Raw genomic sequence first — 22,007 nt, 5'->3', positions numbered from 1 at the left:
TCCAAGGAAGCAAAATGAACCAGGAACTGACCAACAACCCGTTCAACCCGGTTGCGCCCGTCAAGACCTTCGACGAAATCAAGATCTCGCTGGCTTCGCCCGAGCGGATCCTGTCGTGGTCCTATGGCGAGATCAAGAAGCCGGAAACCATCAACTACCGGACCTTCAAGCCCGAGCGTGACGGCCTGTTCTGCGCCCGCATCTTCGGGCCGATCAAGGATTACGAATGCCTCTGCGGCAAGTACAAGCGCATGAAGTATCGCGGCGTCGTCTGCGAGAAATGCGGCGTGGAAGTCACGCTGCAAAAGGTGCGCCGCGAACGCATGGGCCATATCGAGCTGGCCGCCCCGGTCGCGCATATCTGGTTCCTCAAGTCGCTCCCCTCGCGGATCGGCCTGATGCTGGACATGACGCTGCGTGACCTCGAGCGCATCCTCTACTTCGAAAACTACGTCGTCATCGAGCCGGGTCTGACCGACCTGTCCTATGGTCAGTTGATGACCGAAGAGGAATATCTCGACGCGCAGGACCAGTATGGCGCCGACGCCTTCACCGCCAATATCGGCGCCGAAGCGATCCGCGAAATGCTGGCCGCGATCGACCTTGGCACGCTGGCCGACACGCTGCGCGAAGAGCTCAAGGAAGCGACCGGCGAACTGAAGCCGAAGAAGATCATCAAGCGGCTGAAGATTGTCGAATCCTTCCTCGAATCCGGCAACCGCCCGGAATGGATGGTGCTGACCGTCCTGCCGGTCATCCCGCCGGAACTGCGTCCGCTGGTCCCGCTGGATGGCGGTCGTTTCGCCACCTCCGACCTGAACGACCTGTATCGCCGGGTCATCAACCGCAACAACCGCCTGAAGCGCCTGATCGAGCTTCGCGCGCCCGATATCATCGTGCGCAACGAAAAGCGGATGCTGCAGGAAGCGGTGGATGCGCTGTTTGACAACGGCCGTCGCGGCCGCGTCATCACGGGCACCAACAAGCGCCCGCTGAAATCGCTGTCCGACATGCTGAAGGGCAAGCAGGGCCGGTTCCGCCAGAACCTGCTCGGCAAGCGCGTCGACTTCTCGGGCCGTTCGGTCATCGTGACCGGTCCGGAGCTGAAGCTGCATCAGTGCGGCCTGCCCAAGAAGATGGCGCTGGAGCTGTTCAAGCCGTTCATCTACTCGCGGCTCGAGGCCAAGGGTCTGTCCTCGACCGTCAAGCAAGCCAAGAAGCTGGTCGAGAAGGAACGTCCCGAGGTCTGGGATATTCTGGATGAAGTCATCCGCGAACATCCCGTGCTGCTGAACCGCGCGCCGACGCTGCACCGTCTGGGCATCCAGGCGTTCGAGCCGATCCTGATCGAGGGCAAGGCGATTCAGCTGCACCCGCTGGTCTGCTCGGCCTTCAACGCCGACTTCGACGGCGACCAGATGGCCGTGCACGTCCCGCTTTCGCTGGAAGCCCAGCTTGAAGCCCGCGTCCTGATGATGTCCACGAACAACGTGCTGTCGCCCGCCAACGGCGCGCCGATCATCGTGCCGTCGCAGGACATGGTTCTGGGCCTGTACTACGTCACGATGGAGCGCAAGGGCATGGCCGGCGAGGGCATGGCTTTCGCCGATATCGACGAGGTCGAGCAGGCGCTGGCCGCTGGCGTCGTGCACCTGCACGCCAAGATCAAGGCGCGTCTGCGCCAGGTCGACGACGAGGGCAACATCGTCTGGAAGCGTTTCGAGACCACCCCCGGCCGTCTGCGCCTGGGCAATCTCCTGCCGCTGAACGCCAAGGCGCCCTTCGAGCTGGTGAACCGCCTGCTCCGCAAGAAGGACGTGCAGACCGTCATCGACACTGTCTACCGCTACTGCGGCCAGAAAGAGTCGGTGATCTTCTGCGACCAGATCATGGGCCTCGGCTTCCGCGAAGCCTTCCGTGCCGGGATTTCCTTCGGCAAGGACGACATGGTGATCGCCGACAACAAGTGGGAGATCGTCAACGCCACCAAGGCGCAGGTCGCCGACTTTGAACAGCAGTATCTCGACGGCCTGATCACCCAGGGCGAAAAGTACAACAAGGTCGTCGACGCCTGGTCCAAGTGCAACGACAAGGTGACCGAGTCGATGATGTCGACCATCTCGGCCGCCAAGTTCGAAGAGAGCGGCGCCGAGAAAGAGCCGAATTCGGTCTATATGATGGCCCACTCCGGTGCCCGGGGTTCGGTGACGCAGATGAAGCAGCTCGGCGGGATGCGCGGCCTTATGGCCAAGCCCTCGGGCGAGATCATCGAGACGCCGATCATCTCGAACTTCAAGGAAGGTCTGACCGTTCTTGAATACTTCAACTCGACCCACGGCGCCCGGAAGGGCCTGTCGGACACCGCGTTGAAGACCGCGAACTCGGGCTATCTGACCCGCCGTCTGGTGGACGTGGCGCAGGATTGCATCATTCGCGTGCCCGATTGCGGCACCGAAAACGCGATCACCGCCTCGGCCGCCGTCAAGGAAGGCCAGGAGACCGCGCCGCTGTCGGAGCGCGTCTTGGGCCGTGTCGCGGCCGAGGACGTGCTGGAACCCGGCACCGACAACGTGATCGTGGAACGCGGCGAGCTGATCGACGAACGCAAGGCCGACATGATCCAGGTCGCCAATGTGCAGTCGCTCCGCATCCGCAGCCCGCTGACCTGCGAGGCCGACGAAGGCGTCTGCGCCGCCTGCTACGGGCGTGACCTTGCCCGTGGCGCCCAGGTCAATATCGGCGAAGCGGTCGGCATCATCGCCGCCCAGTCGATCGGTGAACCGGGCACGCAGCTCACGATGCGGACCTTCCACATCGGCGGCGTGGCCCAGGGTGGCCAGCAGTCGTTCCTCGAAGCCTCGCAGGAAGGCAAGATCGAGTTCCGCAACGCCAACCTGCTGTCCAACACGGCCGGAGAGCAGATCGTCATCGGCCGCAACATGTCGATCGCGATCATCGACGAGAATGGCGGCGAGCGGGCGGTCCACAAGCTGACCTACGGCGCCAAGCTGCATGTCACCGATGGCCAGGCGGTCAAGCGCGGCGCCAAGCTGTTCGAATGGGACCCCTTCAACCTGCTGATCGTCGCCGAAAAGGCCGGCGTGGCGCGGTTCAAGGACCTGATCTCGGGCATCTCGGTCCGCGAGGATACCGACGACGCCACCGGCATGACGCAGAAGATCGTCTCCGACTGGCGCGCGGCCCCGCGCGGCAATGACCTCAAGCCGGAAATCCTCGTGGTCGATCCGACCACTGGCGATCCGGTGCGCGGCGACAACGGCAACCCGATCACCTACCCGATGTCGGTGGATGCGGTTCTCTCGGTCGAAGACGGCCAGGATCTGCGTCCGGGCGACGTGGTGGCGCGCATCCCGCGCGAAGGCGCCAAGACCAAGGACATCACCGGGGGTCTTCCCCGCGTGGCGGAACTGTTCGAGGCCCGTCGTCCCAAGGATCACGCGATCATCGCGGAAGCGGATGGCTATGTCCGCTTCGGCAAAGACTACAAGAACAAGCGCCGCATCACGGTCGAACCCGTGGATGAGACGCTGCAGCCCATGGAATACATGATCCCGAAAGGGAAACATATTCCGGTGCAGGAAGGCGACTTCGTGCAGAAGGGCGATTACATCATGGACGGTAACCCCGCGCCGCATGACATCCTGCGCATCATGGGTGTCGAGGCGCTGGCGAACTACATGATCGACGAAGTGCAGGACGTCTATCGCCTGCAGGGCGTGAAGATCAACGACAAGCACATCGAAGTGATCGTGCGGCAGATGCTGCAGAAACTCGAAGTGCTGGATTCGGGCGATACCACGCTTCTGAAGGGCGAGCAGGTCGACAAGCAGGAACTTGAGGATGAAAACCTCAAGGCCCGCAACCGCGGCCTGCGCGAAGCCAAGGCCGAGCCGGTTCTTCTCGGCATCACCAAGGCTTCGCTGCAAACCCGCTCCTTCATTTCGGCGGCGTCCTTCCAGGAAACCACCCGTGTGCTCACCGAGGCTTCGGTCCAGGGCAAGCGCGACAAGCTGGTGGGCCTGAAAGAGAACGTCATCGTCGGCCGGCTGATCCCGGCCGGGACGGGTGGGGCCACGAGCCGCGTCAAGCGGATCGCGACCGAGCGCGACCAGACGGTGATCGACGCCCGCCGCTCCGAGGCCGAAGAGGCCGCGGCGCTGGCAGCCCCGGTCGATGTGGCCGAGCCCGATTTCGACGCCGGGCTGGTCGACACGATGGAAAGCCGCGATTGATCAGTCAGGCTTCGGCCTGAAGAAACCCGCCGGTCCGAAAGGGCCGGCGGGCTTTTCGTTTCACCGGATCGGTGGCCGGGCCAGGCTGGTCCGCCATATCCAGGCGCGGCGTAAAAGGATCGGGCCTCTGGCCAAGCGCGGAACGGCGCCTCCGCAACCGGTCTGCGGCAGTTCTGCCCCAACGCCGGCCAGGTGTGCTGTCCAAAAAGCTATAACTGAGATGTAGGGCTTGGCCCGGTCCGGCAACATGTGCTCAAAGATCGGGCAATTTGTGACTCGCTGTGCAGGTCCGGCGCGCCCGACCTGCCGACAGAAAAGGCCCGCCTATGTCCAATCCCCCGCGCGCGCTCTGGCTTCTCCGCGCTTTCGGTCCTGCCAGCGCCGGCGTGCCGGCGATCGAGGCTTTGCGCGCCGGGCTGGGCGCGGCGCTGGCCCTGGGGCTTGTCGGGTTGCTCATCCTTGCGCCGATGGTCGACCTTCGCACCGGCCTCTATCTCATCGCGCCTTTCGGTGCCTCTTCCGTCCTGCTCTTCGCCGTGCCGAACAGCCCGCTTGCGCAGCCCTGGCCCGCGATTGTCGGCAATGTTCTCGCTGCCCTTGTCGGCGTGGCGGTCTGCCGGGCCGTCCCCGACCCCACCTTGCGCGTTGCTTTGGCGGTGGGTCTTGCCATCACGGCGATGAACCTTGCCCGTGCCGTTCACCCGCCCGCGGGCGCGGTGGCGATGACGGCGGCGCTTGGCCCCGACGCGGTGCGCGAACTGGGCTTCTGGTTCGCCCTTGCGCCGGTCGCGCTGGGAACCGTGCTCCTCGTCCTGTTGGCGATCCTCTACGCCCGCACGACCGGGCGGCACTACCCGTTCCGGCAGTTCACGGAACCGCATGATCTGGGCACGACCGATGCGCCTCCCGCCGAAAGGATCGGCCTCAGCGAAGACGAACTGTCCGACCTGCTGCAACGCTATCGGCAAAGCCTCAATCTGGGCGTCGAGGATCTGGCCCGGCTGATCGGCGCGGCGGAACTGCAGGCGGCCAGCCACCGCACCGGCCCGCTGACGGCGGCCGAGATCATGTCGCGCGATCTTGTCACCGTCCATCCCGACACGCCGCTGACCGACGTGGCCGAGCTGTTCCGCCGCCATGGCTTCACCTCGCTGCCGGTCGTGCAGGAAGGCGACAAGTTCCTGGGCATGATCTTCCAGATCCACCTGATCCGCCGGGGCCGCGAAGATGCGGTGCGCCAGAACCGCGGCTTCGGCGCCGCGATGGCGCGGCTCTTGGACCCGCGTCGCGCCGTGCCGGTCCGCGCCAGCGACATCATGATCTCCGTCACCCCCCGTGTCCTTGCCGACACCCCAGCAGGCGCGCTGATCCCCTTGCTTGCCGAACGCGGCTGCGAGGCGGTTCCCGTGCTGCTGCGTGGCCGCATCCGGGGCGTGGTGACCCGGACCGACCTGATTGCCGCGCTCGCCCGCCAGACCCTCGCCGCGCCTGCGCCGGGGTAGAGCGTCCAATTGGCACGACCCACCATACTTATTTGAACCAAACCGGCGCCAGTGGAGTTGGAGTGTTTTGGATCGAGCAGCCGTAGAAGTAGAGTGTGGTTGGCGAAGTATTGTGGTGTTGGGACGCTAGGTGCATGGTCTATCGAGAGCCGTGCACCAAACAATGTATCTTGATGCCGAAGATTTTCTCATTCTTATGTGGCTTCGGTCTCTTTGCAGCCTTCGCTGTCCTTTTCCCTGAGAAATTGAACAATGCGACAGGCTTCCTTTTCGGGGGCAGCATCGTGCATGTGGAGCCGACGTGCGAGTCATCTGGCGAGACCTGTGTATTCTCGCGGATAGAGACTGGCCTGGGTGTTAGTGATGTAGACGTGCAAGCGATCTATGCTTCTAAGCGGCATGCCAATTATCCCAGCCTCCGTTGGCGCAGAATCGAATGTGATCCCGGAGCGACGGTGACTCCAATTTTGGCGAATGACTTGCTAACTGTTCACGTCTCCGATGGAGACTGTCAGCTCCGTGGGTTCGGCGCCTTTCCATTCCGCGTCATGATCGCCGATCAGTAGCTGAGGGGCGTCATATATCGGAAGACCATCGGAAGACGATTGGAAGACGTTCGGAAGACAGCGGAAAGACGGGTTTTTCTTAGCCTAAGCCTAATCACGGGCGAAGCAGATGATGATTTTACCTATCCTGTATCTCGCCTACATCCCTTTCTCGTGAACCCCTGAACCGGAAGGGCAGACCCATGGCAGCCGAGACCATCGACACCCTGATCATCGGCGGCGGCCAGGCCGGGATCGCCATGAGCGAGCATCTGTCGCGCCACGGCATCCCACATCTTGTGGTCGAAAAGGATCGCATCGCCGAGAAGTGGCGCACGGGGCGCTGGGACAGCCTTGTCGCCAACGGCCCCGCCTGGCACGACCGCTTCCCGAACATGTCCTTCGAAGGCATCGACCCCTATGCTTTCGCGCCCAAGGACCGCATCGTCGACTATTTCGAGGAATACGCCCGCCGCATCGCCATGCCGATCCGCACCGGCGTTACCGTCACCTCCCTGACCCGCCTCCCTGACACCCGCTTTCGCGCCGAAACCAGCGCCGGAATCATCGAGGCGCAGAATGTCGTCTCGGCCACGGGGCCGTTTCAGAAGCCCTTGATTCCGGCTGTTATTCCGACCGAGACGGGCATATTCCAGACTCATTCCGCGGGGTATCGCAACCCTGATCAACTGCCCGCGGGGGCGGTGTTGGTGGTGGGCGCTGGGGCTTCGGGCGTGCAGATCGCCGACGAACTGGCTCGCGCCGGCAAGCGGGTTTTCCTCTCGGTCGGTCCGCATGACCGCCCGCCGATCCGCTATCGCGGCCGCGATTTCGTGTGGTGGCTGGGGGTGCTGGGCAAATGGGACGCCCCCGTCCGCGCCCCAGGCACGGAACATGTCACCATCGCCGTCTCCGGCGCGCAGGGAGGCCGGACAGTGGATTTCCGAGAACTGGCCGCACGCGGCATCACTTTGCTTGGCCGCACGCAAGCCTATGAAAACGGCGAACTTTCCTTTGCGCCCGACCTTGCCCGCAATATCGAGAACGGCGACCGAAACTACCTGTCGGTGCTGGATGAGGCGGACGCCTATCTTGCCGCCCATGGCATCGACCTGCCCGAAGACCCTCGCGCGCGGCAGATCGGTCCGCTGCCCGTCAGTGCCACCAACCCCAGGCTGTCGCTTGATCTTGCGGCCGAGGACATCACCGCCGTGGTCTGGGCCACGGGCTACGGTCTCGACTATGGTTGGCTGCAAGTGCCTGGCGCGCTTGACGAAAAAGGCCGTCCCGACCATGACAGGGGCGTCGCCCGCGTGCGCGGCCTTTACTTCGTCGGCCTGCCCTGGCTGTCTTGCCGCGCCTCGGCCTTCATCTGGGGTGCCTGGCGCGATGCCGCGCATCTGGCCGATGTGATCGCCGCCCGCAGCGCCGCCAGCGCCCAGCCCACCCGCGCCGTCTTGGCCTGACAGGCCTTTCCCCTTGCAGTCCAGCCTGATAGCCAAGGTGGCGAGGGCAGGAGACTGGCGGTCATGGCACTATCCGACAATGCGCGCGGCGCGCTTTTGATGAACGTCGCCATGATCGCCTTCACGCTGAACGACACGGCGATGAAGGCGGTGATGCAGCAGGTGCCGATGTTCCAGGCCATGACCCTGCGCGGCGTCCTGTCCACCGCGGCGCTTGCGTTCCTTGCCTGGCGCTTGGGGGCCTTCGCCATCGTCATCGCCGCGCGCGACCGCCGGTTCATCGGCCTGCGCGGCGTGTTCGAAGTGGCTTCGACGCTGGCCTTCTTCGCCGCCCTGCGCAACATGCCGCTCGCCAATCTGTCCGCGATCATGCAGGCGCTGCCCCTGGTCGTCACCCTGGTCGCCGCGCTGTTTCTGCGCGAAAGCGTCGGCTGGCGGCGGACCCTGGCCATCATCGCGGGCTTCATAGGTGTGCTCATCATCATAAGGCCCGGGCCCGAAGGTTTTTCGATCTGGGCCGGAGTGGGCCTTGTGGCGATGCTGTTCGTGGCGGTGCGCGACCTTGTGACCCGCCAGATGAGCCGGTCCATCCCCTCGGTGCTGGTGGCTGCCTCGGCTTCGCTGGCCGTTCTGGTCACGGGGCTTGCCGGCGCCGTGATCGAGGGCTGGCAGCCTGTCGCCTGGCGCGAGGCGCTGTTGATCCTGTTCTCGGCGGGGATGCTGATCGTCGGCTATCTGACCATCGTCGCTGCCATGCGGGTGGGCGATATCGGCGTCGTGGCGCCCTATCGCTACATGGCGCTGGTCTGGGCGATCTTCCTGGGCTGGATGATCTTCGGCACCCTGCCCGACGGGTTCACGCTGGTCGGTGCCGGCATCGTCGTCGCCTCGGGCATCTACACGCTTCTGCGCGAGGCGGGCCTGCGCCGCCGCCGCGTGCAGGTGACTGGATGAATCCCTTGGGGCGTGCTAGGCGGCGCTTGGGCGGCATCGGTCGCTTCTTCAGCCGGGTAACGCCATGCAGCCGTCCCCCCTTGTCTCAGTCGTGATCCCGGCCCGGAACGAGGCCGGGAACCTGCCTGCGCTGATCGCGGGCATCGAGACGGCGCTGGCGCCGCTGGGACCGTTCGAGATTCTGGTGGTCGACGATGCCTCGACCGATGACAGCGTGGCCGTGGTGCAGGGCTTGCGGGCGACCCGCCCGCATCTGCGCCTGATCCGCCATGACCGCGCGGGCGGACAATCGGCGGGCGTCCATTCCGGGGTGCGCGCGGCCCGCGCCGCCATCTGCCTGACGCTGGATGGCGACGGCCAGAACCCGCCCGAGGAATTGCCTAAACTGGCGGCGCCCTTGCTGGCGCCGGGTTCGGAAGGGGTGGGCCTGGTGGCGGGCCAGCGCGTCGGACGGCAGGATACCGCGGCGAAGAAATGGGCTTCGCGCTTTGCCAATGGCTTGCGCGGCTGGATGCTCAAGGACCACACGCGTGATACCGGCTGCGGGCTGAAAGGCTTTCGCCGCGAAGGGTTTCTGGCGCTGCCCTTCTTCAACCACATGCATCGCTACCTGCCGGCGCTTTTCGCCCGCGATGGCTGGCAGGTGGTGCATGTCGATGTCACCCACCGGGCGCGCGGGGCAGGGCGCTCGAATTACACGAACTTTCAGCGCGCGCTGGTGGGGGCGGTGGATCTGTTCGGTGTCATGTGGCTGATCCGGCGGCGCAAGACCGCGCGGGTGCTGCCCGGGCAGGAGGACCTCTGATGGAAGCCTGGCTCGAGCGGGTGCTGCATGTCGGCAGCCGCGGCGAATTGCTTTGGGTGCTGTTCGGCCTCGCCGCCCAGCTGATGTTCACGGCGCGCTTTCTGGTGCAGTGGATCGCATCGGAACGGCAGAAGAAATCGGTCGTGCCGATCGCCTTCTGGTATTTCTCGATGCTGGGCGGGGTGATGCTTCTCGCCTATGCGATGTATCGCGCCGACCCGGTCTTCATTCTGGGCCAGGCCCTGGGCGTGGTGATTTATGCCCGCAACCTCTGGCTCATCTATGCCGAGCGGCGCCGTGCGGCCTGACATCGATACACGCGGCTGGCTGGCGCCGGTTCTGGCGCTGGTGGCGGCGGTCACGGCGCTGCGCTGGTTGCTGTTGGCCTATGACGGCACGGATCTATTCGTGGACGAGGCGCAATATTGGCTCTGGGGCCAGCATTTCGCCTTTGGCTATTATTCCAAACCGCCGCTGATCGCCTGGGTGATCGGCGCTGTAACCGGGCTGGCACGGTCGGATGCGCCCTTCTGGGTGCGGATGCCGGGCGCCGCCCTGCATGGCGCGACGGCGGTGGTTCTGGCGGCGCTGGCGGTGCGGGTTTGGGGCAGGCGGGCCGCGATCTGGACGGCTGCGGGCTATCTGAGCCTGCCCATGGTCAGCCTTGGTTCGATCCTGATCTCGACCGACACGGTGATGGCGCCCTTTTTCGCGGCCGCGTTGCTGTTCTGGCGGCGGTTGGTCGAGGATCGCCGCTCGCAATGGGCGGCGCTGGCGGGGCTGATGATCGGCGTGGCCTTCCTGGCCAAATACGCCGCCATCTACTTCCTTCTGGGCGCGGCGCTGGCGGCCCTGGTCTTTCCGGCGGCGCGGGTCGGTTGGCGCAACGCGGCGGCGATGCTGGCGGCCTTTGCTGCGGTGATCCTGCCCAACCTGCTGTGGAACGCTTTCAACGGCCTCGCCACCTTCACCCATACGGCCGACAATGTCGGCTGGGTCGCGGGCGCGGGGCGGCCCGCGCCTGGGCCTCTCGGTCTGGCAGAATTCTGGGCCAGCCAGTTTGCTGTGGTCGGGCCTGTGATCTTCGCGGCGCTTCTGGTTGCACTGGCGCGGGCGCGGCGGATGGGCGGCCTGGCCTGTTTCGTCCTGGTGCCGCTTCTTGCCGTTTCGGTACAAAGCCTGCTTGACCGCACCAATGCCAATTGGGCCGTTGCCGCCTATTTCGCCGGCCTGCCGCTGGCCATGGCGGTGCTGGCGGACGCGCCGCGCTGGCGGGCGGCGGGCCTGGCCGTCAACGCAGCGATTGCCTTGGCGCTGCCGGTTCTGACCCTGATGCCGCATCTTGCACTGGGCGATGCCCCGCTTCTGAAACGCTATCTGGGCCGCGAGGCGCTTAGTCTTGAGGTCATCGCTCTGGCCAAGGCGCATGGCAACGCCCCTGTTTATGCCGAGGAACGCGACGTATTGGCCGACCTGTTCTACACGGGCCGCGATGCGGATCTGGCCTTCTATGCCCGCAATCCGCAAGGCGTGCCGAAAAGCCATTACGAGCAGCGCTATCCCCTGCCGAACGACGTGACCGGCCCGGTTCTGGCGGTGTTGTCCCGTCCCACCGCCTGCGCGCCGCTTGCACCCGCGGTTCAGGTCGGCCGCGAGCCCGGCGCCTATGCCGACCGCAACCTGACCGCAACCCTTGTGGATGGAGCCTGCCTTGCCGCCGAATGACCGTCCGCATCTGCGGGTCCTGGCAGGGCTCATGGCCGCTGCCGTCGCGCTGATGGCGATCTACGCGATCTGGCCGCGGCTGGATCTGGCCGTCTCGGCGCACTTCTACGACGCGGCCAGCCAGAGTTTCCCGCTGAACGGCCAGCGCCTGCCCGAGACGGTCCGCATGGCGGTGTGGAACTTGTCGGCTGTGGTGCTGACCGGCGCGCTGGTCGCCTTTCTGGCCGGGCTGGCCTTGCGCCGCCCCATCGCCGGGCTGCCTGCCCGCGCCTGGGGCTTTATGGTTGCCCTTTACGCGTTGGGGCCGGGCCTGCTGGTCGAAGAGGGCCTCAAGTCGCATTGGGGCCGCGCCCGGCCCGATCGGGTGGCCGAGTTCGGCGGCACAGCCCTTTTCTCACCGCCATGGCTGCCCACCGATCAATGCTTGCGGAACTGCTCCTTCGTCTCGGGCGAGGCCGCGGGCGGCATGGCGCTGGCCCTGTCGCTGGGTCTGATTCTGCTGTGGTGGCGGGGCCGCCTGCCACGGGGTCTCTGGCGCGGTCTCGCCCTGGTTGCGGGACTTCTGCCGCTGGCGGTTTCGGCGCAGCGCGTGATGGCCGGACGGCACTTTCTGTCCGATGTCCTCTTCGCTTTTCTCTTCGTCGCCATCACCGCAACGATCCTTGCGCGATTCCTGCGCCCCTTGCCTCCGCCCGCCCCGGCGGCTGTTGACAAGGCCACCGACTCCTCCTATTAGCCCGCTCACCCTGACAGGCCCCCGGTCTGCCGGGGCTCACATCTTGATGTGGTCATGATCCGGGTCAGCAGGCCCCGATCCTCTGGAATTCCACCGCCTCGCCCATTCGTGGGCGGAAGCGGATTTTCGTGTTTTGCGATGAGCGCAGGGCACGGTCGAGAAGCGGCGCCCCGAAGGCAACGGGGCGAGTATCGAAACGAGGAACGTGAATGCCGACGATTCAACAGCTGATCCGGAAACCCCGGGAAGCGAATGTGCGGAAGTCGAAGTCGCAGCACCTGCAGGAATGCCCGCAGAAGCGCGGCGTCTGCACCCGCGTCTACACCACCACCCCGAAGAAGCCGAACTCCGCTATGCGGAAGGTTGCGAAGGTCCGCCTGACCAACGGCTTCGAGGTCATCTCCTACATCCCGGGCGAAAAGCACAACCTGCAAGAGCACAGCGTTGTTCTGATCCGCGGCGGCCGCGTCAAGGACTTGCCGGGTGTCCGTTACCACATCCTCCGCGGTGTGCTGGATACCCAGGGCGTCAAAGACCGTCGTCAGCGTCGTTCGAAATACGGCGCCAAGCGTCCGAAGTGATCCAGGAGAGGTAACGGAACATGTCCCGTCGTCACGCCGCAGAGAAGCGCGAAGTTCTCCCGGACGCCAAGTATGGCGACCGCGTCATCTCGAAATTCATGAACAACCTTATGCTCGACGGCAAGAAGTCAGTCGCCGAGTCGATCGTCTACGGCGCGCTTGAGCGCGTTCAGGGCCGTCTGAAGCGCGAACCCGTCGCGCTGTTCCACGAAGCCCTCGACAATGTGAAGCCCTCGGTCGAAGTGCGGTCGCGCCGCGTCGGTGGCGCCACCTATCAGGTGCCGGTCGAAGTGCGCTCCGAGCGCCGCGAAGCCCTGGCGATCCGTTGGCTGATCACCGCTGCCCGCAAACGCAACGAAAACACGATGGAAGAGCGTCTGGCCGCCGAACTGGCCGATGCGGCGAACAATCGCGGCACTGCCGTGAAGAAGCGCGAAGACACCCACAAGATGGCGGACGCGAACAAGGCGTTCAGCCATTATCGCTGGTAAGAGGACATCATGGCACGCGAATACCCGCTGAACCTCTACCGCAACTTCGGGATCATGGCCCATATCGACGCGGGCAAGACCACGACGACCGAGCGGATCCTCTACTACACCGGCAAGTCCCACAAGATCGGCGAAGTCCATGACGGCGCCGCCACGATGGACTGGATGGAGCAAGAGCAGGAGCGGGGGATCACCATCACCTCGGCAGCGACGACGACGTTCTGGGAAAAGACCATCGACGGTAAGACGCCGACCTCGCCGAAGCACCGCTTCAACATCATCGACACCCCCGGCCACGTCGACTTCACCATCGAAGTCGAGCGTTCGCTGGCCGTTCTGGACGGCGCCGTCTGCCTGCTGGACGCCAATGCCGGCGTCGAGCCGCAGACCGAAACCGTCTGGCGCCAGGCTGACCGCTACAAGGTGCCGCGCATCGTCTATGTCAACAAGATGGACAAGATCGGTGCCGACTTCTTCAAATGCGTGCAGATGATCAAGGACCGCACCGGCGCGACCCCGTGCCCGATCGCTCTGCCGATCGGCGCTGAGGACAAGCTGGAAGGCGTTGTCGACCTCGTGCTGATGCAGGAATGGGTCTACACTTCGGAAGACCTGGGCGCCGCCTGGGAAATCCGGCCGATCCGCGACGAGATGAAGGCCGTGTCCGAAGAATGGCGCAGCAAGCTGATCGAACTCGCCGTCGAGCAGGACGATGCCGCGATGGAAGCCTATCTCGAGGGCAATGAGCCCGACGAGGCGACCCTGCGCGCGCTGATCCGCAAGGGCACCCTGTCCATGGCCTTCGTTCCGGTCACCGCCGGTTCGTCCTTCAAGAACAAGGGCGTGCAGATGGTGCTGAACTCGGTCATCGACTACCTGCCCTCACCGGTGGACGTGCCCGCCTATATGGGCTTCAAGCCCGGCGACGAGACCGAAGAGCGCAACATCGCCCGTTCGGCCGACGACGCCCAGCCCTTCGCCGCCCTGGCCTTCAAGATCATGAACGACCCCTTCGTGGGCTCGCTCACCTTCACGCGCATCTATTCCGGTGTGCTCAAGAAGGGCGACCAGATGGTCAACTCGACCAAGGGCCGCAAGGAACGCGTTGGCCGGATGATGATGATGCACGCCATCAACCGCGAGGAAATCGACGAAGCCTTCGCGGGCGACATCATCGCGCTGGCGGGCCTGAAGGAAACCACCACGGGTGACACCCTGTGCGACCCGGCGAACCAGGTCGTTCTGGAAACCATGACCTTCCCGGAGCCGGTGATCGAGATCGCCGTGGAACCGAAGTCGAAGGCTGACCAGGAGAAGATGGGCCTCGCCCTCGCGCGCCTGGCTGCCGAAGACCCGTCTTTCCGCGTCGAGACCGATCTGGAATCGGGCCAGACCATCATGAAGGGCATGGGCGAACTTCACCTCGACATCCTCGTCGACCGTATGCGTCGCGAGTTCAAGGTCGAGGCGAATATCGGTGCGCCGCAGGTGGCCTATCGCGAGACCATCTCGAGCGCTCACGAGATCGACTATACCCACAAGAAGCAGACCGGTGGTACGGGCCAGTTCGCCCGCGTCAAGCTGCAGATCACCCCGACCGAGCCGGGCGAGGGCTACTCGTTCGAATCGAAGATCGTCGGTGGTGCGGTGCCGAAGGAATACATCCCCGGCGTCGAAAAGGGCATCAAGTCCGTCATGGACTCGGGTCCGCTGGCTGGCTTCCCGGTCATCGACTTCAAGGTCGCGCTGGTTGACGGTGCGTTCCACGACGTCGACTCGTCGGTTCTGGCTTTCGAAATCGCCTCGCGCGCTGCGATGCGCGAAGGTCTGAAGAAGGCCGGCGCGAAGCTGCTGGAACCGATCATGAAGGTCGAGGTGGTGACGCCCGAGGAATATACCGGTTCGATCATCGGCGACCTGACCTCGCGTCGGGGCATGGTGCAGGGGCAGGACACCCGCGGCAACGCGAATGTCATCAACTGCATGGTGCCGCTGGCGAATATGTTCGGCTACATCAACAACCTGCGCTCGATGTCCTCGGGCCGCGCGGTGTTCACGATGCAGTTCGACCATTACGACGCGGTGCCCGAGAACATCTCGCAAGAGATCCAGAAGAAATACGCTTGATCGGTGTGGCGGGGTAAGCCCCGCCCTACCGCCCCGTAGGCCGGGGACCGCCCCGGCACATCGAAACGCAGAGGAGAGATCCCATGGCCAAGGCCAAGTTTGAACGCACCAAGCCGCATGTGAACATCGGCACGATCGGTCACGTCGACCACGGCAAGACCACGCTGACCGCGGCGATCACGAAGTATTTCGGCGAATTCCGCGCCTATGACCAGATTGACGGTGCGCCGGAAGAGCGTGCGCGCGGCATCACCATCTCGACGGCCCATGTCGAATACGAGACCGAAGCCCGCCACTACGCCCATGTCGACTGCCCCGGCCACGCGGACTATGTGAAGAACATGATCACGGGTGCGGCGCAGATGGACGGCGCGATCCTGGTCGTGGCCTCGTCGGACGGCCCGATGCCGCAGACCCGCGAGCATATCCTGCTCGGCCGTCAGGTCGGCATCCCCTATATGGTCGTCTACATGAACAAGGTCGACCTGGTGGATGACGCGGAACTGCTCGAGCTGGTCGAGATGGAAATCCGCGAGCTGCTGTCGTCCTACGACTATCCTGGCGACGATATCCCGATCATCAAGGGTTCGGCGCATCAGGCGATGATCGGCGAGCGCAAGGACATCGGCGAGGATTCGATCCGCGCGCTCTTGAAGGCCGTGGACGAATATATCCCGACCCCGGCCCGCGCCGTCGACCAGCCCTTCCTGATGCCGATCGAAGACGTGTTCTCGATCTCGGGCCGCGGCACCGTGGTCACGGGTCGTATCGAGCGCGGCGTGATCAATGTCGGCGACGAAGTGGAGATCGTGGGCATCCGCGACACCAAGAAGTCGACCTGCACCGGCGTCGAGATGTTCCGCAAGCTCCTGGATCGCGGTGAGGCCGGCGACAACGTGGGCGTGCTGCTGCGCGGCATCGACCGCGACGGCGTCGAGCGCGGCCAGGTTCTGTGCAAGCCGAAATCGGTGAACCCGCACACCAAGTTCGAAGCCGAGGCCTATATCCTGACCAAGGAAGAAGGCGGCCGTCACACGCCGTTCTTCGCGAACTACCGCCCGCAATTCTACTTCCGCACCACCGACGTGACCGGCACCGTGAAGCTGCCGGAAGGCACCGAGATGGTGATGCCGGGCGACAACCTGAAGTTCGAGGTCGAGCTGATCGCCCCGATCGCGATGGAAGAGAAGCTGCGCTTCGCCATCCGTGAAGGCGGCCGCACCGTCGGCGCAGGCGTCGTCTCCAAAATCATCGCCTGATTGACTTCCCCGCGGGCGCGCGTTAAGCGCGCCCGTTCCTATTTTGTGACCCCCCGAAGGAAACCAACAAGATGCAAGGTCAGACCATCCGCATCCGGCTGAAAGCCTTCGATTACCGCGTTCTGGATGCCAGCACGCAGGAAATCGTCAACACGGCAAAGCGGACCGGCGCGCAAGTGCGCGGCCCGATCCCGCTTCCCAACCGGATCGAGAAATTCACCGTTCTGCGCGGTCCGCATATCGACAAGAAGTCGCGCGACCAGTGGGAAATCCGGACGCATAAGCGTCTTCTCGACATCGTCGACCCGACGCCGCAGACCGTGGACGCGCTGATGAAGCTCGACCTCGCCGCGGGCGTCGACGTCGAGATCAAGGTCTGAGGGGGCTGATCATGCGTTCTGGCGTTATCGCAAAGAAGCTGGGCATGACCCGGCTGTTCATGGAAGACGGCAAGCAGATCCCTGTGACCGTTCTTCAGCTCGACAATCTGCAGGTCGTGGCCCAACGCACCGCCGACAAGGATGGCTATACCGCCGTCCAGCTTGGCGCGGGCACGGCCAAGGTCAGCCGCACCACCGCCGCGCAGCGCGGCCACTTCGCCAAGGCCTCGGTGGCCCCCAAGCGCAAGCTGGCTGAATTCCGGGTCACCCCGGATTGCCTGATCGACGTGGGCGCGGAAATCACCGCCGACCATTACATCGCGGGTCAGCACGTCGACGTGGCGGGCACCTCGATCGGTAAGGGCTTTGCCGGTGCCATGAAGCGGCACAATTTCGGCGGTCTGCGTGCCTCGCACGGCGTGTCGGTCTCGCACCGCTCGCACGGTTCGACCGGCCAGTGCCAGGACCCCGGCAAGGTGTTCAAGGGCAAGAAGATGGCCGGCCACCTGGGTTCGGTCCGGGTCACCACCCAGAATCTGCAGGTCGTCCGCACCGATGCGGAACGCGGCCTGATCATGATCAAGGGGGCTGTCCCCGGTGCCGCCGGCGGCTGGGTCACCGTGAAGGATGCGGTCAAGAAGCCGGAAGCCAAGGACGCCCCGCGTCCGGCCGCGATCCGCGCTGCTGCTGCTCCGGCTGCCGAAGTGGCCGCCGAAGGGGGTGAAGCATGAAACTCGATGTGATCAAGCTTGACGGCAAGAAGGCCGGCTCGATCGATCTGGACGAAGCGCTGTTCGGCCTTGAGCCGCGCGCCGACATCCTGCACCGCGTGGTGCGCTGGCAGCGGGCCAAGGCCCAGGCTGGCACACATTCGGTTCTGGGCAAGTCGGATGTCAGCTATTCGACCAAGAAGATCTATCGCCAGAAGGGCACCGGCGGCGCACGCCACGGCTCCAAGAAGGCCCCGATCTTCCGTCACGGTGGTGTGTACAAGGGCCCGACCCCGCGTAGCCACGCCCATGACCTGCCGAAGAAGTTCCGCGCCCTCGGCCTGCGCCATGCGCTGTCGGCCAAGGCCAAGGCGGGCGAGCTGGTGATCCTGGATGCGGCCACCCTGGCCGAAGCCAAGACCGCCGCGCTGGCCAAGACCGTGAAGGAGCTGGGCTGGAAGCGCGCGCTCGTCATCGACGGGGCGGTGGTCGACGCGAATTTCGCGCTGGCGGCCCGCAACCTCGATGGCGTCGACGTGCTGCCGACCATCGGCGCGAACGTGTATGACATCCTGAAGCGTGACATCCTGGTGATCACGAAGGCGGGTGTCGAAGCCCTGGAGGCGCGTCTGAAATGAGCGTGAAACCCGAACATTACGACCTGATCAAGAAGCCGATCATCACCGAGAAGGCCACCATGGCCTCCGAGGCGGGCGCGGTGGTCTTCCAGGTCGCCATGGATGCGACCAAGCCCCAGATCAAGGAGGCGGTCGAGGCCGTCTTCGGCGTCAAGGTGAAGGCGGTGAACACCACCATCACCAAGGGCAAGGCCAAGAAGTTCCGCGGCCGCGCCGGCGAGCGCAGCGACAAGAAGAAGGCCTATGTGTCGCTTGAAGAAGGCCACACGATCGACGTGTCGACCGGCCTCTGAGCGGACGTTCAGGTGAAAAGAATGAGCCCCTGCCGGAAGGCGGGGGCTTTTTTCATTGATTGATCTTCATCGTCCAACACGGTGCTCAAAATGGCTACAAGGACCAAGAAGCAGCATGTCGTCCCACGCTTCTATCTGAACAAGTTCTGCGACCCCGACGGAAACGTTTGGACCTACTCGAGCGGGAACGAGCCCCGTGGTGACAAGCCAGAGGCGACTGCCGTCGAGGCGAACTTCTACAGCCCAATTGGCGGGGCTGGTGAAAGGCTCGACGAGGTTGAAGAATTCTTAGGGAAGATCGAAAGTAATGCTGCTCCTCTCTGGGATAAGCTATCGGAGGGAAAGGTATTCAAGGGAGAAGAGCGTGAACACATAGCGCTCTTCCTAGCCGCACAGTATTTGCGCTCCCCTTCTGTCGTTGGTGCAGGCGCAGAATTGATGGCCCACGTGGCACATCATACCGCCCAGTTCATCGCCTCTGACAAGGAAGTTCACGAGCAGTCTGTAGACCAGTACGAACAGGCGACCGGCAATGCGATTTCACCAGAAGAGCGCGAAAAAATGCGCGTATTTCTGAGTGACCCGAACAACTTCTCGATAAGTGTCCTGCGCTCGGCGGGGCTGCCCATGCTGGGAGGCATAGGGAGGCTCGCGAACATTTTCTTGAATATGAAATGGGTTGTTGGGCGCAGCAGGGACCAGCACCTAATTACATCGGATAGCCCAGTTACGAGGGTATCTGATCCGGCAACGCATAGCCCGGTCTACGGGGACGGTGCTTTCGCAAACAAGACAGTGAGAGTTAGTTTCCCGCTCACCCCAACACGAATTGTTGAGCTGACGTGGCAGGGGGAGGAAAGGGAGCGGGTCGTAGAGATACCGAAGCGATTGGCTCGGGAAATGAACGGACTTCGAGCGGCGCAAGCAGAGCGTTACATCTATGCCTCTGTTAACGATGGCGGCATTGCAAGGCTCTGCGACAAGTGGCTCAATCACGCGAATCGCCCGAAAATTGTCACGAGCAGTGACGTGCCTTCGATCATTGTGAAACGGAAGCTGTAGGGGGCGTGGCCACTAAGAATTCGCCCTTCCCCCATTGCCACCCCCACCCCCTTCTGCTACTGCACCGCCACGCCAGAAGCCCCGGATTCGTCCGGGGCTCTTGGTTTGTTCGTTCCGGTGACCTGCTCACCGCCTCGGACAGACGAACCGGGGATCTTCGGAGCCCTTAACCCCGGATCATCGCCCCGGCCCGCAACGGCCAGGTGACGGTCCTGAAGCAAACGGAAGACAGGAAACATGGCACTCAAGTCGTATAAGCCGACGACGCCTGGCCAGCGCGGGCTGGTTCTGATCGACCGTTCGGAGCTGTGGAAAGGCCGGCCTGTGAAAGCCCTCACCGAGGGTCTGATTTCGCAAGGCGGCCGGAACAATACCGGACGGATCACCATGCGCCACCAGGGCGGCGGGGCGAAGCGCCTCTACCGCGTGGTGGACTTCAAGCGTCGCAAGTGGGACATGGCCGCGATCGTCGAGCGGATCGAATATGACCCCAACCGCACCGCCTTCATCGCGCTGGTCAAATACGCCGATGGCGAGCTGGCCTATGTGCTGGCCCCGCAGCGTTTGGCCGTGGGCGACAGCATCATCGCCGGCGCCAAGGTCGACGTGAAGCCCGGCAATGCGATGCCCTTCTCGGGCATGCCGATCGGCACGATCGTCCACAATGTCGAACTCAAGCCCGGCAAGGGCGGCCAGCTGGCGCGCGCCGCGGGCACCTATGCGCAATTCGTCGGTCGTGACGGGTCGTATGCGCAGATCCGCCTGTCCTCGGGCGAACTGCGTCTGGTCCGTCAGGAATGCATGGCCACCATCGGTGCCGTGTCGAACCCCGACAACTCGAACCAGAATTTCGGTAAAGCGGGCCGCATGCGCTACAAGGGCATCCGCCCGACCGTGCGCGGCGTTGCCATGAACCCGATCGACCACCCGCATGGCGGCGGCGAAGGCCGTACCTCGGGCGGCCGGCACCCGGTCACCCCGTGGGGCAAGGGCACCAAGGGCAACAAGACCCGCACCAACAAGACCACCGACAAGATGATTGTCCGGTCGCGTCACGCCAAGAAGAAAGGGCGCTGATCCATGTCCCGTTCCGTCTGGAAAGGCCCGTTCGTCGATGGCTATCTGCTGAAGAAGGCAGAAACCGCCAAGGCCTCGGGCAAGAACGAAGTGATCAAGATCTGGTCGCGCCGTTCCACCATCCTGCCGCAATTCGTTGGTCTGACCTTCGCGGTCTACAACGGCAAGAAGCACGTTCCTGTTGCGGTCACCGAAGAAATGATCGGCCAGAAGTTCGGTGAATATTCGCCGACCCGGACCTATTACGGTCACGCTGCCGACAAGAAAGCCAAGAGGAAGTAAGCCATGGGTGCGGAAAAGAACCCCCGCCGCGTGGCGGATAACGAAGCGATGGCGGTGCTGCGGATGCTGCGCACCAGCCCTCAGAAGCTGAACCTCGTCGCCGGCATGATCCGCGGCAAGAAGGTGGAAAAGGCCCTCTCGGACCTGACCTTCTCCAAGCGCCGCATCGCGGGCGACGTGAAGAAGTGCCTGCAATCGGCCATCGCCAATGCCGAGAACAACCACAACCTTGACGTCGACAGCCTGGTCGTCGCCGAGGCCTGGGTTGGCAAGAACCTGGTGATGAAGCGCGGCCGTCCGCGGGCGCGCGGCCGGTTTGGCAAGATCATGAAACCGTTCAGCGAGATCACCATCAAGGTGCGTCAGGTCGGGGAGTCTGCGTAATGGGACAGAAGGTCAACCCGATCGGGATGCGTCTTCAGGTCAACCGGACCTGGGACAGCCGTTGGTTCGCCGATTCGAAAGACTACGGCAATCTGCTGCTTGAAGACCTGCGGATGCGCGAGTTCATCCACAAGGAATGCAAGCAGGCCGGCGTGTCGAAAGTGATCATCGAGCGGCCGCACAAGAAGTGCCGCGTGACGATCCACACCGCGCGCCCGGGCGTGATCATCGGCAAGAAGGGCGCCGATATCGAAACCCTGCGCAAGAAGCTGGCCGCCTTCACCAAGTCGGATCTGCATCTGAACATCGTCGAAGTGCGCAAGCCCGAAGTCGATGCGCAGCTGGTGGCGGAATCGATCGCCCAGCAGATGGAACGCCGGGTGTCCTTCCGTCGCGCCATGAAGCGCGGCGTGCAGAACGCCATGCGCATGGGCGCGCTGGGGATCCGTGTGAATGTCGGTGGCCGTCTTGGCGGTGCCGAAATCGCCCGGACCGAGTGGTATCGCGAAGGCCGCGTGCCGCTGCACACCCTGCGGGCCGATATCGACTATGCGCTGTCCGAAGCCGAAACCCCCTATGGGATCATCGGCGTGAAGGTGTGGATCTTCAAGGGCGAGATCCTTGAGCATGATCCGCAAGCGCATGACCGTCGCCTCGCCGAAGCCGCCGATGCCCCGTCGTCGCGTGGCCCGCGCCGCGAGCGCGGCGACCGCGAACGCGCGTAAGGAGTGAAGAGA

General features: G+C 64.0%; 21 protein-coding genes. All 21 read left to right on the top strand.

The window, feature by feature from the left end:
- Positions 1 to 14 precede the first annotated feature (14 nt).
- The 21 genes from rpoC to rpsC all read left to right on the top strand — a co-directional run bounded on the left by rpoC (position 15) and on the right by rpsC (position 21,995).
- Positions 15 to 4,253 carry a DNA-directed RNA polymerase subunit beta' gene (rpoC, locus tag ACED67_RS11925; protein WP_395541840.1) on the top strand — a complete coding sequence of 1,413 codons (4,239 nt, stop codon included), beginning with the start codon at positions 15 to 17 and terminating at the stop codon, positions 4,251 to 4,253.
- 326 nt (positions 4,254 to 4,579) lie between these two features.
- Positions 4,580 to 5,755 carry an HPP family protein gene (locus ACED67_RS11920; protein ID WP_395541839.1) on the top strand — a complete coding sequence of 392 codons (1,176 nt, stop codon included), beginning with the start codon at positions 4,580 to 4,582 and terminating at the stop codon, positions 5,753 to 5,755.
- 748 nt (positions 5,756 to 6,503) lie between these two features.
- The gene (locus tag ACED67_RS11915) at positions 6,504 to 7,766 is read left to right on the top strand and encodes a flavin-containing monooxygenase (RefSeq protein WP_395541838.1); all 1,263 of its coding nucleotides are present in this window, start codon (positions 6,504 to 6,506) and stop codon (positions 7,764 to 7,766) included.
- A gap of 63 nt (positions 7,767 to 7,829) precedes the next feature.
- Positions 7,830 to 8,720, top strand: coding sequence for a DMT family transporter (locus tag ACED67_RS11910; RefSeq protein ID WP_395541837.1), 891 nt, complete (start codon positions 7,830 to 7,832; stop codon positions 8,718 to 8,720).
- A 64-nt stretch (positions 8,721 to 8,784) separates the two neighbouring features.
- Positions 8,785 to 9,525, top strand: coding sequence for a glycosyltransferase family 2 protein (locus ACED67_RS11905; protein ID WP_395541836.1), 741 nt, complete (start codon positions 8,785 to 8,787; stop codon positions 9,523 to 9,525).
- Positions 9,525 to 9,833 (top strand): lipid-A-disaccharide synthase N-terminal domain-containing protein, encoded by a 309-nt coding sequence (locus ACED67_RS11900; protein ID WP_395541835.1) that lies wholly within the window; start codon positions 9,525 to 9,527, stop codon positions 9,831 to 9,833. Before ACED67_RS11905 ends, ACED67_RS11900 begins: the two co-directional genes overlap by 1 nt.
- Complete coding sequence (locus ACED67_RS11895; protein ID WP_395541834.1) at positions 9,823 to 11,250, top strand: ArnT family glycosyltransferase; 1,428 nt, start codon at positions 9,823 to 9,825, stop codon at positions 11,248 to 11,250. The genes ACED67_RS11900 and ACED67_RS11895 overlap by 11 nt, the downstream gene beginning before the upstream one ends.
- The gene (locus ACED67_RS11890) at positions 11,237 to 11,986 is read left to right on the top strand and encodes a phosphatase PAP2 family protein (protein WP_395541833.1); all 750 of its coding nucleotides are present in this window, start codon (positions 11,237 to 11,239) and stop codon (positions 11,984 to 11,986) included. The genes ACED67_RS11895 and ACED67_RS11890 overlap by 14 nt, the downstream gene beginning before the upstream one ends.
- Positions 11,987 to 12,195: 209 nt before the next feature.
- Entirely contained in the window at positions 12,196 to 12,567 is a 372-nt protein-coding gene (gene rpsL / locus ACED67_RS11885; protein WP_395541832.1) for a 30S ribosomal protein S12, read from the top strand.
- A 20-nt stretch (positions 12,568 to 12,587) separates the two neighbouring features.
- On the top strand, positions 12,588 to 13,058 hold the full coding sequence (rpsG, locus tag ACED67_RS11880; protein ID WP_395541831.1) for a 30S ribosomal protein S7: 471 nt from the start codon (positions 12,588 to 12,590) through the stop codon (positions 13,056 to 13,058).
- Positions 13,059 to 13,067: 9 nt separating this feature from the next.
- Positions 13,068 to 15,185 (top strand): elongation factor G, encoded by a 2,118-nt coding sequence (gene fusA, locus ACED67_RS11875; protein WP_395541830.1) that lies wholly within the window; start codon positions 13,068 to 13,070, stop codon positions 15,183 to 15,185.
- Between the two features lie 83 nt (positions 15,186 to 15,268).
- The gene (tuf, locus tag ACED67_RS11870) at positions 15,269 to 16,444 is read left to right on the top strand and encodes an elongation factor Tu (protein WP_395541829.1); all 1,176 of its coding nucleotides are present in this window, start codon (positions 15,269 to 15,271) and stop codon (positions 16,442 to 16,444) included.
- Between the two features lie 71 nt (positions 16,445 to 16,515).
- Positions 16,516 to 16,824, top strand: coding sequence for a 30S ribosomal protein S10 (gene rpsJ, locus ACED67_RS11865; protein ID WP_225026487.1), 309 nt, complete (start codon positions 16,516 to 16,518; stop codon positions 16,822 to 16,824).
- Positions 16,825 to 16,835: 11 nt separating this feature from the next.
- On the top strand, positions 16,836 to 17,555 hold the full coding sequence (rplC, locus tag ACED67_RS11860) for a 50S ribosomal protein L3 (RefSeq protein WP_395541828.1): 720 nt from the start codon (positions 16,836 to 16,838) through the stop codon (positions 17,553 to 17,555).
- Complete coding sequence (gene rplD / locus ACED67_RS11855) at positions 17,552 to 18,172, top strand: 50S ribosomal protein L4 (RefSeq protein WP_395541827.1); 621 nt, start codon at positions 17,552 to 17,554, stop codon at positions 18,170 to 18,172. The genes rplC and rplD overlap by 4 nt, the downstream gene beginning before the upstream one ends.
- Positions 18,169 to 18,465: a 50S ribosomal protein L23 gene (locus ACED67_RS11850; protein WP_395541826.1), complete on the top strand. Its 297-nt coding sequence runs from the start codon at positions 18,169 to 18,171 to the stop codon at positions 18,463 to 18,465. The genes rplD and ACED67_RS11850 overlap by 4 nt, the downstream gene beginning before the upstream one ends.
- A gap of 90 nt (positions 18,466 to 18,555) precedes the next feature.
- Positions 18,556 to 19,527: a DUF4238 domain-containing protein gene (locus ACED67_RS11845; protein WP_395541825.1), complete on the top strand. Its 972-nt coding sequence runs from the start codon at positions 18,556 to 18,558 to the stop codon at positions 19,525 to 19,527.
- A gap of 237 nt (positions 19,528 to 19,764) precedes the next feature.
- Positions 19,765 to 20,604: a 50S ribosomal protein L2 gene (rplB, locus tag ACED67_RS11840; RefSeq protein WP_395541824.1), complete on the top strand. Its 840-nt coding sequence runs from the start codon at positions 19,765 to 19,767 to the stop codon at positions 20,602 to 20,604.
- A 3-nt stretch (positions 20,605 to 20,607) separates the two neighbouring features.
- Positions 20,608 to 20,886 carry a 30S ribosomal protein S19 gene (gene rpsS, locus ACED67_RS11835; protein ID WP_395541823.1) on the top strand — a complete coding sequence of 93 codons (279 nt, stop codon included), beginning with the start codon at positions 20,608 to 20,610 and terminating at the stop codon, positions 20,884 to 20,886.
- 3 nt (positions 20,887 to 20,889) lie between these two features.
- Positions 20,890 to 21,270 carry a 50S ribosomal protein L22 gene (gene rplV / locus ACED67_RS11830; protein ID WP_395541822.1) on the top strand — a complete coding sequence of 127 codons (381 nt, stop codon included), beginning with the start codon at positions 20,890 to 20,892 and terminating at the stop codon, positions 21,268 to 21,270.
- Entirely contained in the window at positions 21,270 to 21,995 is a 726-nt protein-coding gene (gene rpsC, locus ACED67_RS11825) for a 30S ribosomal protein S3 (RefSeq protein ID WP_395541821.1), read from the top strand. The genes rplV and rpsC overlap by 1 nt, the downstream gene beginning before the upstream one ends.
- The last annotated feature ends 12 nt before the right edge of the window (positions 21,996 to 22,007 follow it).

The sequence above is a fragment of the Neotabrizicola paludis genome, assembly GCF_044142105.1.
Classification (GTDB): Bacteria; Pseudomonadota; Alphaproteobacteria; order Rhodobacterales; family Rhodobacteraceae; genus Pseudogemmobacter.
The sequence above is the reverse complement of the archived record's forward strand: the minus strand, read 5'-3'. Positions and strand labels throughout refer to the sequence as shown.